This is a genomic window from Acinetobacter septicus (assembly GCF_019355975.1).
Taxonomy (GTDB): domain Bacteria; phylum Pseudomonadota; class Gammaproteobacteria; order Pseudomonadales; family Moraxellaceae; genus Acinetobacter; species Acinetobacter ursingii.
On sequence record NZ_CP079898.1, the window covers coordinates 567755 to 581722 of the forward strand.

General features: G+C 36.7%; 10 protein-coding genes. 4 read left to right on the forward strand and 6 right to left on the reverse strand.

Annotation, left to right across the window (positions count from 1 at the left end):
• The first annotated feature begins 72 nt into the window (after positions 1-72).
• Entirely contained in the window at positions 73-2502 is a 2430-nt protein-coding gene (locus I6L31_RS02865) for a glucose/quinate/shikimate family membrane-bound PQQ-dependent dehydrogenase (RefSeq protein ID WP_004987723.1), read from the forward strand.
• 44 nt (positions 2503-2546) lie between these two features.
• On the opposite strand, the gene pobR is transcribed toward I6L31_RS02865, so the two are convergent.
• Complete coding sequence (gene pobR, locus I6L31_RS02870; RefSeq protein ID WP_004987725.1) at positions 2547-3362, reverse strand: IclR family transcriptional regulator PobR; 816 nt, start codon at positions 3360-3362, stop codon at positions 2547-2549.
• A gap of 140 nt (positions 3363-3502) precedes the next feature.
• Here pobR and pobA point away from each other — a divergent pair, with 140 nt between their 5' ends.
• On the forward strand, positions 3503-4717 hold the full coding sequence (gene pobA, locus I6L31_RS02875; RefSeq protein WP_004987727.1) for a 4-hydroxybenzoate 3-monooxygenase: 1215 nt from the start codon (positions 3503-3505) through the stop codon (positions 4715-4717).
• Between the two features lie 231 nt (positions 4718-4948).
• On the opposite strand, the gene I6L31_RS02880 is transcribed toward pobA, so the two are convergent.
• Positions 4949-6100 (reverse strand): Fic family protein, encoded by a 1152-nt coding sequence (locus I6L31_RS02880; RefSeq protein ID WP_035272312.1) that lies wholly within the window; start codon positions 6098-6100, stop codon positions 4949-4951.
• 339 nt (positions 6101-6439) lie between these two features.
• Here I6L31_RS02880 and I6L31_RS02885 point away from each other — a divergent pair, with 339 nt between their 5' ends.
• Positions 6440-7138, forward strand: a complete 699-nt coding sequence (locus I6L31_RS02885; protein ID WP_005004385.1) for a hypothetical protein — start codon at positions 6440-6442, stop codon at positions 7136-7138.
• A gap of 97 nt (positions 7139-7235) precedes the next feature.
• On the opposite strand, the gene I6L31_RS02890 is transcribed toward I6L31_RS02885, so the two are convergent.
• Positions 7236-7697 (reverse strand): MarR family winged helix-turn-helix transcriptional regulator, encoded by a 462-nt coding sequence (locus I6L31_RS02890; protein ID WP_035272105.1) that lies wholly within the window; start codon positions 7695-7697, stop codon positions 7236-7238.
• 272 nt (positions 7698-7969) lie between these two features.
• Positions 7970-8860 (reverse strand): LysR substrate-binding domain-containing protein, encoded by an 891-nt coding sequence (locus I6L31_RS02895; protein ID WP_005004390.1) that lies wholly within the window; start codon positions 8858-8860, stop codon positions 7970-7972.
• Between the two features lie 134 nt (positions 8861-8994).
• On the opposite strand from I6L31_RS02895, the gene I6L31_RS02900 reads away from it, so the two are divergent.
• The gene (locus tag I6L31_RS02900; protein WP_171064975.1) at positions 8995-10410 is read left to right on the forward strand and encodes an aspartate ammonia-lyase; all 1416 of its coding nucleotides are present in this window, start codon (positions 8995-8997) and stop codon (positions 10408-10410) included.
• 56 nt (positions 10411-10466) lie between these two features.
• On the opposite strand, the gene I6L31_RS02905 is transcribed toward I6L31_RS02900, so the two are convergent.
• Both I6L31_RS02905 and I6L31_RS02910 read right to left on the reverse strand, forming a co-directional pair.
• Positions 10467-12890, reverse strand: a complete 2424-nt coding sequence (locus I6L31_RS02905; protein ID WP_005004393.1) for a TonB-dependent siderophore receptor — start codon at positions 12888-12890, stop codon at positions 10467-10469.
• Positions 12891-12971: 81 nt separating this feature from the next.
• A complete protein-coding gene (locus I6L31_RS02910) occupies positions 12972-13943 on the reverse strand; it encodes a FecR family protein (RefSeq protein WP_005004400.1) in 972 nt (323 codons plus the stop codon).
• Positions 13944-13968 lie beyond the last annotated feature (25 nt).

Sequence of the window (13968 nt, forward strand, 5' to 3'; positions counted from 1 at the left end):
TGTTTATACATAACAGTGACGATCTGAGGTTGTTCGCAGATTTTCATTGTTATGATAAGTGGAGAAAGATGTATGTCTGACCCTCAAGCAAAATCTCACATCATATTGAAAATATGGTGTTTCATACTTGGGCTAGCTTTATTAATTACGGGCTTATTCTATATCATCGGCGGTGGCAAACTGATTAGCCTCGGTGGTTCATGGTACTTCCTGATCGCGGGTTTATTCACTACCGCATCAGCATTTTTTATCTTTAAGAAAAAAGCACTGGGCGTTTGGTTATTTGCGCTGGTCTTTATTGGAACTGTGATTTGGGCGTTGATTGATGCGGGATGGGAATTCTGGCCATTACATTCGCGTTTAATGTTCCCAGCAGGTCTATTTGCTGCTTTATTACTGACTTTACCTTCTATTCGTAAATATCAGTATCAAACTTCACTTTCTGTACCTGCCTATATTATTGGTGGTTTGACGGTTTTAGGCATGATCGGTGGTTTATACGGCATGTTTATTCCACATCCAACGGTGAAAGCATCTGGCGAAGAGTTACCACTTGTTCCTGTCGATCCAGCTAAAAAGCAGGTCAATTGGGATCATTATGGTAATGATGCAGGGGGCAGCCGTTTTGCAGCCTTAGATCAGATCAACCGAAATAATGTGTCCAAATTGAAAGAAGTTTGGCGCTTTCGCACCGGTGACTTTACTACGGGTACGGGAAATGGTGCTGAAGATCAATCGACACCGCTTCAGGTGGGCGATAAAGTATTCTTGTGTACACCACATAATAATATTTTTGCACTTGATGCCGATACAGGTAAGCAACTCTGGAAAGCTGAAGTGAATTCCAAAGCAGATGCTTGGGAGCGTTGCCGTGGTGTCGCTTATTTTGATTCGACACAACCATTGCTACAACCGACATTGGCAGGCGCCACGCCTGTTGCAAATGTAACAGCAAATACCGAATGTCCACGTCGTGTATATACCAATACGCCTGATGGTCGTTTAATTGCAGTCAATGCAGATACGGGTGAACGTTGTAAAGACTTCGGTGTTAATGGCACAGTCGATTTGTTACAAGGTTTAGGGGATGGCACGAAAGCCCCTCGTTTTGAAGTCACCTCTGCGCCGACCGTTGCAGGGTCTGTTTTAGTTATTGGTAGCCGGATTGCCGATAACGTTGCCGCAGATATGCCAGGTGGTGTTATTCGTGCATATGATGTCATTACAGGGCAATTACGTTGGGCATTTGATGCACGTAACCCAGATCCAAACTATGTATTAAAATCAGGTGAAACTTATAAACGTAGCTCTGCAAACTCTTGGGCTGCGATGTCGTATGATCCACAAATGAATACGGTGTTCTTGCCAATGGGAAGCTCATCTGTAGACGTTTGGGGGGGCAATCGTACTGCGCCAGATCATAAGTACAACACTTCTGTTTTAGCGCTTGATGCATCAACGGGTAAAGAGAAGTGGGTCTATCAGACAGTTCACAATGATCTTTGGGATTTTGACTTGCCAATGCAGCCAAGTCTGGTTGATTTCCCAATGAAAAATGGTACAACCAAGCCTGCTGTGGTTATTGGGACTAAGTCTGGTCAATTCTATGTACTTGATCGTGTTACCGGTCAACCGCTGACCAAAGTTGAAAATCAGCAAGTTAAAGTAGCGGATATTCCAAGTGAGCAATACAGCAAAGTGCAACCACGTTCAGTTGAAATGCCACAGATTGGTAATCAGACTCTAACTGAATCAGACATGTGGGGTGCTACACCATTTGATCAGTTGATGTGTCGTATTAGCTTTAAATCAATGCGTTACGATGGTCTATATACTGCACCGGGTACTGATATTTCATTGAGCTTTCCAGGTTCACTTGGTGGTATGAACTGGGGTTCAATTGCGTTTGATCCATCGCATCGTTATATGTTTGTCAATGACATGCGTTTAGGTCTGTGGATCCAACTGATCAAACAAACACCTGAAGATGTCAAAATTCAAGCTAGTGGTGGTGAAAAAGTGAATACCGGTATGGGTGCTGTGCCTATGGCGGGTACACCGTATAAAGTCAACAAAAACCGCTTTATGTCGGCTTTGGGTATTCCATGCCAAAAACCGCCATTTGGTACCATGACTGCAATTGACATGAAAACACGTCAAGTAGCGTGGCAAGTACCTTTGGGCACAATTCAGGATACTGGGCCAATGGGGATTAAAATGGGCTTAAAAGCGCCTATTGGTATGCCAACCATTGGTGGTCCAATGGCGACACAGGGTGGACTAGTTTTCTTCGCCGCAACCCAAGATTATTATTTACGTGCTTTTGATTCGTCAAATGGTAAAGAGCTCTGGAAAGCCCGCTTGCCAGTCGGTAGCCAAGGTACACCAATGAGCTATGTTTCACCTAAAACAGGAAAACAATACGTTGTGATTTCTGCGGGTGGTGCGCGTCAGTCTCCTGATCATGGTGACTATGTAGTAGCCTATGCTCTAGATAAATAAGTAAAAATTTATAAAAAAGGGATTCGTCAGAATCCCTTTTTTGATTAAATAATATTTCTTAGTTCATTTGCGGTATTTCTAAGTAAAGGTAATACCTGATCAATCAAATAACTTTCCTGTACCCGATTAGTTTGTGACATACAATTCAGCGCAGCAATCGCTTTGCCTTGAGCATTCAAAACGGGAACAGCAATGGCAATCACCCCCAATTCATGTTCTTCCTTGGATAAACAATAATCTGAAAGTGAAATCTGCTTGAGTGTTTTTAAAAAAACAGATTCATCAATCATCGTATAAGGGGTTAAACGTTTCAAACCATAGCGTCGAATCCATTGAATCTGATCATCAAGAGTTAAAGTCGACAATAAAACCTTACCTGTAGAGGTTGCATGTGCAGGTAAACGATTGCCTAAATGCATCCCATAAGGACTAACACGTAAATTATCTTGCTGCGGTAAATAACTACGCGCGATCGGAACGACTTCATGATCATCCAGCACCACAATAGAAAAGGTGAGGGTAGTTTGTGCGCACAATAAGTTTAAAAATGATTGTGCCACTTTTGGAAGATGCGCAGAACTTAAATAAGAACTAGAAAAACGCAGTACACGATGAGTGAGCCAAAAATAATGCTCATCGGTTTCCAGATAGCCCAAAAACTTTAAGGTTTTAAGATAACGTCGCGCTGCGGTTCGGCTAATACCTGTGCGTTCTGCAACTTGAGTTACATTTAAGCGTTGACGATCGATTCCAAAAGCTTCAAGTAATGCCAAACCTTTGGCTAAACCTGCAATGTAATCTTCAGTTCTAATTTGTTCATTTGAATGCGGGTGATGAACTAATTCACTTTGTCTTTCCATAACAAAATTCCTAGTTTACAGCTTGGTTTTGTCCGTATAGCGGACAGTTGTCATGGTATACGGATTCTAGTTCATTTGAAATATAGAGCTCAGGCATATAAGCACGTAATTTAATGAAAGGAAATCGCAAGGATGAAGTTATGGAAATCATGAAGACTAATGTGGCTATTATTGGTTCAGGCCCAGCAGGATTATTACTCGGTCAATTACTTTATAAAGCTGGAATTGATCACATCATCATTGAACAACGTAGTGCTGAATATGTTGCATCGCGGATTCGTGCTGGTATTTTGGAACAAGTTTCAGTCGATTTATTGAAACAGGCAGAGGTTGATCAAAATCTAAATCAAAAAGGTTTAGCGCATTCTGGCATAGAAATTTTAACTGATGGAAAAAAGCATCGTGTCGATTTATCAGCATTAACCAATGGTAAACAAGTCACAGTTTACGGTCAAACGGAAGTGACTAAAGACCTGATGCAAGCGCGTGACCAAGCAGGTTTAACATCATTTTATGAATCAAATCATGTACAGATTTTTGATTTTTATGAAAAACCTAAAGTTAGCTTTGAGTCTCAAGGAAAAAGTTATCAAATTGAATGTGATTTTATTGCAGGTTGTGATGGCTATCATGGTGTATGTCGCGCCAGTATTCCACAAGATCAAATAAAGACATTTGAAAAAGTTTATCCATTTGGTTGGTTAGGAATTTTGGCAGACGTACCACCAGTTGCAGATGAATTAATCTATGTACAATCTGAACGTGGATTTGCTTTGTGTAGTATGCGCTCAGAAACTCGAAGTCGCTATTATTTACAAGTTCCATTGACAGATAATGTAGAAAATTGGTCAGATGAACAGTTTTGGGACGAATTAAAAAATCGCCTTGATCCTGAAAGTCGTAAGCATTTGATTACTGGGCCATCAATTGAAAAAAGTATTGCACCATTAAGAAGCTTTGTAACTGAACCAATGCGCTTTGGTCAGTTATTTTTGGCGGGTGACGCTGCCCATATTGTGCCGCCAACTGGTGCCAAAGGTTTAAATTTGGCTGCTTCAGATATCGCATATTTATCCAGCGCACTTATTGAATATTATCAGAAGGGTTCTGACCAAGGCATTCTTGAATATTCTGAAAAATGTCTGAAACGTGTATGGAAAGCAGAGCGTTTTTCATGGTGGATGACACATTTGTTGCATCGCTTTGAAAATGAAAGTGAATTTGACCATAAAATAAAACAGGCAGAACTCAGCTATATTTTAAGTTCAATTGCTGGGCAAACAACACTGGCTGAAAATTATGTGGGTTTGCCATATGAAATTAAAGCTTTTGGTGATTTTAAACAAGCAAGCTAAATCAATATGATATGGGAAAGTATTCAACATACTTTCTCATTAATTGATCTTATGGGTATAGAGGAAATAAATTAAGCTGCTAATGGTCGTGAATTATAAAAATAAAACTATTTAAAAAACAAATACTTATAGCATATAACTTCGTATAATATAGATTATGTTAAATAGAATATCCTAGACTGTGGCCTACGCAATACTGTTTGTAGCTACAGCTCAGTAATTTTGAATCTCTTAAATAAACTTTTCTTTGTCTATTTTCAATATATAGCGCGTACTACGACCACCACCTTCGAGTTTATACAATACATCATTTTCTAAAAGCTCAACTAGATGGCGTGTTGCTGTCGCTTTACTTACACCAGTCACTTTTTGATACTGAGAAGCACTGATCCCATGAGGAAAATCAATCTCTTCGCCATGAAGTAAACGATTTAAAACTTTATTCTGGGCTTCATTGAATTCAATATGCGAATAAGAACTCCAAAATTTAGCTTTGGCAATCGTTCTATCCAGTCTCAATAAAGACCTGTCGATACTTCTCTCTAACGTATCTAAAAACCAGATTAACCACTCATTAATCGTATAGGTATTATTCTGACACTTCTCAAGAATTTCATAATAGCTACTACGATTTTCATGGATTGCCACTGACATCGCATACAAACGAATACTCTGGTGATCCATTTGCGCTAATGCTAAATCTGTGATGACACGAGTGATACGACCATTACCATCTTCAAATGGATGTAATGTTATAAACCAAAAATGAGCAAGAGCAGCTCGTAACAACGGATCAAGCATGACATCATCTTTAGAATGATTAAACCATTCTAAGAATTCATGCATCAGTCCTAGTAAATGTTCTCCACCTTCTGGTGCTTCAAAATAAAGCTTGGTTGATGTGCCATAAATAGAACCACCCACAACCTGCATGGGAGCCGCATTATCTCGAATCTCTCCTACTTTGATTTTCTGGGCGGCATAATCAAAGCGTTCTATATTTTGAAAAAGCCATTTATGCCATTGCAACAGGCGCTCCATAGTTAATGGCGCATTATGATTATTTACGGCATCCATCATGATATTGGCTAATCCTTCAGTTTTATCCTGAAGTGGCGCAGGATTTTCTTCTGTTACACCTAAACGACGAGCTAAAGAGGATTTGAGTGAGCGAACATTTAACTTTTCATCCTCAATTAAAGAAGATGCTACGAGGTTGGTTAGCAGCATATCTAAGGGTAATGCTTCAGCATCTGGTGATGCTTTGCTCTCGCCAACCAACTGACCTATCTTCTTATGGATTAAGCGCAATTTGACCGTGACGAGTGTGTCATCCCATTTAAATTTAGTCCAATTAGCTTTTTGCCAGACCCATTTTTTCATTAACATCCCCTATTCCATGAGCTGATTATAGCTTTTATTCGGCTCAAAATGTGAGCTATTTATTCAAATTATTCGGCTCATTCTGATGAAACATAGATTCTGGAAATCCGTCATAAGCTAAATACGTTTTAAATCGGCTCATATATTGATTTAAATAGAATAATTATTCGGCTCATGAAACAAGCTGATAATGACTGGTATTTGGCTCACCTTGTAATTTAGATTTTTATGTTAAGGTCTAATCATCTTTACAAGATTTTTGCCGCAAGTATGCAAATGTAATTTTCAGAGTTCAATGTTATATAATAAAGCGCAATACACTCTTTATTTCATTCTTATATGGCCAGTACATTTTCCGATAGTCGTCAAATTAGTGTAGTTTCAACTTTTTCTGAATTGATAAATTCAAATTTTCAAAAAAGCATGAATGCGATTTGCTGGCATCGAAACCTAATTGGTGATTTCAAAGAGATTGTTGATAAACTTGTGTTAAAAGAGAATATTACAGAAATCTCGATAGAAGACCTTCTAGAGCTGAAACTCTCGGAAAATGGACATTTAGCAAGAGACATTATTTTAAAAGATATGCAATTATTAACTGATTTTGGTGCATCACCTGTACTGAATTTGCTTAAAAATTATCAGCGTGATGAAGATCTCGATTTTATTTCCACAGATGTTTATTCATATCATATTGATCGTTCACCGATCGAGACTGATACGTTTTTATGTACTTATTTTGGTCCAGCCAGTGACATTTTACCCAACGATCAAGTTGAGCAAAAAATTAAGATTCCAGCAATTAGAGAAAAACTCAAACAACTGTATCATGGTCCAGAAGATGAATTTGAAATGTTCCTAGAAGACCATTTTTTCGATCTACATTATCAGCCTAAACCTGATGCAAACCCTTTGAACTTAGGCTCAGGACATCTTTGGCGATTGGCAGTAGATCATCCCAAACAGCAAGTTTTGCCTTGCGTTCATCGTGCGCCCACTGAAAGAAAAAATGAGTATAGATTATTATTGATTTGCTAAAACAAATTCGTCATTTCAATTCAATATAACTCAATGGCATTCTATAGGACACTCTAGAAGCCATGAGTCGAACGAAGGTGTGAGTTTAGACGCGCTACTATTCCAAATTTTGTTTAATGATCTTCAATGAATCATTTAAACGGTCAATATCAGAAGGCTTTAGTCCTTTAAAACTATCTTCAAACAACACAACCGTCATTTCATTAATCTTTTTGACCATTTCTTCACCTTGTTGTGTCAATTTAACTCGAGTCACTCGGTTGTCATCGGGACACAACATGGTTTCAATCAAATTCTCTTCACGCAGACGAATTAAAATTTTGGTAGTCGTTGATATTTTTATTAACGTCATTTCCGATAAATCAGAAACACTTGCATTTGGATAAAGATAAGCCGTCAATAAAATACGACGTCTAGAATTATCTAAACCGTATTTTTTTAAAGAGTTGTCCATTTTGGCAACATACAGACCATAGACTTGTGTAATCCAGTAGTAAGGAAAATTATCTAGATTAAATTCGTCATGATTTGGAAAAAATTTGGAATACTTATTTGACATAAAAAAATGATTCATCCATACGCTATGGGATAAAAGAAAAATTCAGACAACAGCTAAAAACTATAACCATTTTAGAGTATTTATTTTTTTAAAATCAATATACTAGTGTAATAATTTTCATCATAATTACTATGTTTTTTGGCATAATTTTATAAAATTAACCATTCATTAAAACTAAGTCTATGATCTTATATACATAGTTTTCATAAGTTATCCATTTAAAAAATTATGAAATTTAGCAGTTTATTCAAGCAGCAAAGTCCATATCTAGTTCAAACCTGAACTTTTTTTAAAAAACTCCAGATCTGCTGTAGAGAGGAATCTTTGTTTAACTTATTCCTTAAAATAAAAATTTCTTGCTGAATGCTAAATTTTGTATCTGCTAAAATTTTGACTTTATTCGTTGCTAGTTCATCTTCAATCGTAATTCTAGGTAACCACGCTACGCCTGCTCCTTGCATAACAAAATCTTTTAAATTATTTGCATGATCTGTTTCATATAAAATCCGATAATTTAATTGATTTAATATCACTTGATCTACTAGATTTCTTAAATACGCATTTTTACTATATGAAAGTAATGGAAAATGTTTATTAATATCAAACTTAGCTTCGCCATTATTATGAGTAATGCAAACTGGAATAATTTCAGTTTGCCCTAACTTTAAATAATCAATAATATCAGTATTTATTTGATTGATTTTATTATGATCAATGTAACCAATAAAAAAATCACATGCTCCTTCTTTTAAAAGTTTAAAACCCTCTCCCACATTAGCAGCAATTAACTCAATTTTAAACTCTTGTAAATGCTCTGGAAATAGCTGAATAAACTTTGAAAAAAACGTTGAACTTAAAGAATGAACGACAGCAAAACGAACCGTAATTTCTTTTGATCTATTTAAATTATTTAATAAAGCCAATGTTGCCTGTAATTGATTTTCTATACTTTTAGCGGTCGCAAGTAAAATCTGTCCTGCATCGGTAAACTCAAGATGCCGACTGTCTCTATCTAAAATTGGAAAGCCTAATGCCTGCTCAAGATGTTGAATTCGTCTGGTAAATGCAGATTGGCTAACAAATCTTCGTTCTGCGGCTTTAGAAATTGATCGTTCTTGTTCAAGGGTTAAAAGATCTTCAATCCAGCGAATTTCAAGGCTCATGTGTATGGTCTAAGCGTAAGATCATCAAATTATAATCACAGTATGCAAATTTTGCATAGCAAATTTAATCTATGCATTAGAAATTATTTCTTACCAATTTTATGATGAATTATCTTCCTCAGACAGATAAAAAAATGAACGCCGAAATTTTAACACGTACAGAAAAAGATCTTTTAGGTTTTCGTGAAGTACCCAATCAATTTTATTTTGGAATTCAAACTTTAAGAGCCATAGAAAACTTCAACTTAAGTTCAAATAAAATAGAACAATTTCCGAATATAATTAAATCTTTAGCTATGGTTAAACTGGCATGTGCGCAAGCAAATAACCAGTTGGGTAAACTTGATAATATCAAACTTGAAGCGATTAAATATGCTTCTGAACAACTTGTAAATGGTTCATTTCATGAACAGTTTCCCATTGATATGATTCAAGGTGGTGCTGGAACCTCGACCAATATGAATGCAAATGAAGTGATTGCTAATATTGGACTTGAATATCTCAATCATAAAAAAGGCGAATATCAATATTTACATCCAAATAATGATGTGAATATGTCACAATCCACCAATGATGTATACCCTACTGCAATTCGCTTAGGTTTGTTATTTAGTTTAGATGATCTAAATAAACCATTTGAAGACATCATTGCAAGTTTGCGCGCCAAAGGTCAGGAGTTTTCTCATATTTTGAAAATGGGACGTACTCAACTTCAAGATGCGGTACCGATGACACTTGGTCAGGAACTCCATGCTTTTGCTGCGACACTTGAAAAAGATTTAGCTCAAATCAATAGCATTGCGCCAAACACGTTGAATTATATGAATTTGGGTGGCACAGCAATTGGTACAGGGATTAATACTGAGTATCGTTATACGCAACTTGCGATTCAGGCTTTGTCTGAAATTAGCCAAAAAAATATTCAGTCTGCACCAGATTTGATTGAAGCCACTTCAGATATGGGCGATTTTGTCCTTTTATCAGGTTTGCTAAAACGTACAGCAACGAAATTATCAAAAATTGCCAATGATCTGCGCTTATTGTCCAGCGGTCCGCGTACAGGAATTAATGAAATTAATCTTGAAGCGCGTCAGCCAGGTAGTTCAATTATGCCAGGTAAAGTTAATCCAGTGATTCCTGAGGCATTAAATCTGGTTTGTTTTCAGATTATTGCAAATGATCTAGCGGTTACTTTGGCAGCCGAAGCAGGTCAACTTCAATTGAATGCAATGGAACCATTGATTGCATTTAAATTATTTGAATCCATTGAGTTGTTATCTCGTGCTTTGGTAATGTTTAGAACCAAATGCATTGATACGGTGACTGCCAATGCCGAGCATTGTAAAGCTCAAGTAGAAAACTCGATTGGTATCGTCACTGCATTGAATCCATATTTAGGTTATGAAACAACGACTCGTATTGCCAAAACTGCAAATGAATCAGGTTTAAGCGTTCTCAGTTTAATTCGCGAAGAACAGCTTTTATCGGATGAAGTGATTGCTGAGATTTTAGCGATTGATAATATGGTCAAACCTAAAAACGCAGCTTAAGCATTTAATCAATAAAGGCGCTTTAAAGCGCCTTTATTTTTGAATATAAATATGATTTACCAATCTACTTTTGCACTTAAAACAAACGTAATTGGTTCTCCTGCACCAGAGTTCATCCAGTATTTTTTATTAAGTAAATTATTAATATCAGCTCTAAAAGTCACAGGCTTATTTGAAATACGCGTCTGATAACCACTGCCAATATTAACTAAGGTGTAATCATCAAATTTAATGGTATTTTCATCGTTGTACCATGTATCACCATAATGACGTACATCACCATGTACACTTAAACCTTCTATATAAGGTATATTCCAGTCAGCTTGAACCACTGCTTGGATTTTGGATGCACCAGATGGACGATTCCCTTTATATTCAATATTTGCTTCACTGACTTTTTCAATACTTGGATCGTTTAAATTGATCCCTGCATTTATAGTTAAATCTGGGGTAATTTTATATCCCCCCATCAATTCAAAACCTTGATAGACGGTTTCACCATTTTGAGTGAGATATAGCTGACCATTTATCATCTCATCGATTGTCGCCATACGTTCTAACCGGTATAAAGCAGCTGATGCATGCCATCGATCTTGTTGATATTTGGTTCCAATTTCATACTGTTTACTAATGGTTGGATCTAAATATTGACCTTCATTTGCATATTGCTGACCAGAACCACTTGTGACTTTTTGACCTTCTTCCAATGCTTCTGAATAACTTGCATAAAATGACCAATCTTCAATTGGTTTATAAATTAAAGCATAAGTTGGTGTAACCACTTCTTTTTGATAAGTATTTGCTTGATTATTGTAATTGATATAACGTCCCGCAATGATTGCCTGCCAATGGTCATTAAGACTTAACGTATCACTTGCAAAGACTTGTTTTTGATAAATATTTCCAGAATCTGTTTGAGTAAAGTCCATCGGTTTATCATAGTAAGTGGTTTGGGGTTGATAAATATTGCCTGTAGCAACATTCGCGTCCCAGTTATAGTTTCCATCACGCATTTCTTTTTTTTCAAAAGATCCACCAAAAACTAAATCATGTTTGATAAAACCTGTGTTAAATAAACCATTTATCATTAATTGACTGGTATCACGAACGCTTTCCCCGCCTAATTGATACATGTTTATTGAATAATCCCCTTGTTCATTCAAAATATAGGCAAAAGTTTTATTCACAAAATTACGATTTCTAGTTCTCGCCTGAGTGATTTCGGCTTTCCAGTCATCATTAATTTGCCAATACAATCCTGTCTGTGCAAGTGCAGAATGAATCGTATAAAAAGCACCTTTTACTATATGTTTATCACTACCATCAATAGGTTTTGGAAGTTTATTACCTTCAAATCCCCACCATGAAAACATTGAAGCTTCATTATCTAAATGTCGATCTTGATAAAGAATCTCCCCTTTCCACACTAAATTTGGCAAAATACGATAATCAAGTGCTAATGCTGTTGCTAAATTGTCAGCATCTGAACCATTATAAGTCTCACCTTTTTCCTTAACGATATTGAACCGATAGCCAAATTGTTTATCCTCTCCGACTCGGCCGCCTGCATCCAAACTTGCAGATAAGATACCAGCGCTTCGATAACCTATTTTTGTACTTAGAAGGTTTTCTTCAGTAGGTTGTTTGGTTTGATAATTGATAATCCCACCAGGTGTTGCAAAACCATACATTAAGCCTGATAAACCCTTTAAAGCCATTACATTCTGTGCAAGCTCAACAGGAAATTCTCCCCCCCATGCACTGACTGAATAACCATTCACTTTATAACCATTCGTTTCATCGAGCTTTAAGCCACGAATCGAAACTGGTGTACTCCATCCACTGCTATATGAATTAACTTCTGTGACAATACTTGGATCACCGACAAAAATTTTACCTAAAGAGTTTGTCTGTCTGGTTTCAATTTCTTCAGCAGTTTTTGTGGTAATTGAATATGGCGTATCAATTACGCTTTTATTCCCTAAAACACCCACAGTATTGACCCGTTTTAAGGGCTCATCTTGATTGTCAGCTTCAAGGGTAATCGTCGGAAGCACAGAATCCGAAGATGCTAAACCTGATCGCCCACTCTGATTGGCTTTCGATTGAAGTGGTGTTAATTTAACCACTTCTTCTTTTTTATTATTTTTATTTTTTTCTTCTACGCGATAACCACTGGAAGTTTGTTTAATTTGATAATTAGTATTTTTTAATAATTCTGTAAAACCATCATGAGTTTCATACGAGCCCTGTATTCCCTGACTTCTAACTCCTGAAAACAAGCGACTGTCAAAAACAATATTAACACCCTGCTCTAAGGCATAACGATTCAGCACTTGTGCCAGATTCCCCGCTGGAATGTTGACTTGCGTAGGCGCTGCATGAGTAATCACTGGTAAAGCAGCAATAGAGAGAGTTGCCATATGAATCGCTAAAACTAAAGGTTTTGGATTGAGAAATGGACGACGAATAGACCCCATTTTAATTTCCTTACATCATTTATATTTGCCTATTAACTAAGACGTTTTAGAAATCAAAACAGGAAGTTTTTTTATAGATTTTTAATCTTTTTGAATAACAGTCAATAAATCGCCGACGGAATAAGTACTTAGGTGGAGTTGGTCTTTTAATAATTGCATGGCTGAGTCAGGATCATCCAATGGCAATACGGCATTAACACGGTATTGACTCAATGTCTTGTAGTTATAAATAAATTTACTGGACTGATAGCTTTCAAGTATGTCCAAGACTTGATCCAGTGCCATATCATCGACAACCATTTTTTTATTAAGCCATGACTTTTGTAAAATATCTGGATTCACGCTCTCTATATGCACCTGATTTCCAGAAAAATTAAAGCTTTGACCTGTTTCAAGCATAATGGGTTCAAAACGATGATGCACAGAATAAATTTTGGTTTTCGATTCAATCATGCTGACACGAACCTGATCATGATCGTAATTGACAATAAATTGAGTCCCTAATGCTTGTACTTGGATATCTCCTAAATCAACTACAAAAGGTCTACTACGATCTTTGGCGACATGAACCAAAATATTTCCTTTAAATAAATGTATTTTTCTCTGATCCAAATTGTATTGTAGATTGTACGCTGTTTGACCCGCCATCTGAATGGAGCTTTGATCAGATAAAATATTCTGTTGCCATTGTTGCGCTTCCGTTGAATGATCTGCGTTCCAACGTTGATAAGGTAACTGAGAAACCACCCAAGCCGTAATCACCGCAATGATTAAACTGCTCCCCCATAATAGAGGTGCTGTTTTTTTCTTGGTCGACGTTTTTCTTAAAATATTATTCTGAACCACTGGATGTTGTGATCGTAGATTTTGAGCTTTAAGTACATCTACTTGATTTAAAAATTGTTGTAATTCTTCAAAAGTTTTTAAATGCTCAGGACTTTGCTGTTTCCAATATTCGAGTTGACTCAAATCATCCTGAGAATAGTCACCAGAACTTAATGTAATTAACCATTCTGCTGCTTCGTTTACAATTTGTTGGTCAGGTTTTGACATGAACATTCGTCTTATTATAAGAATA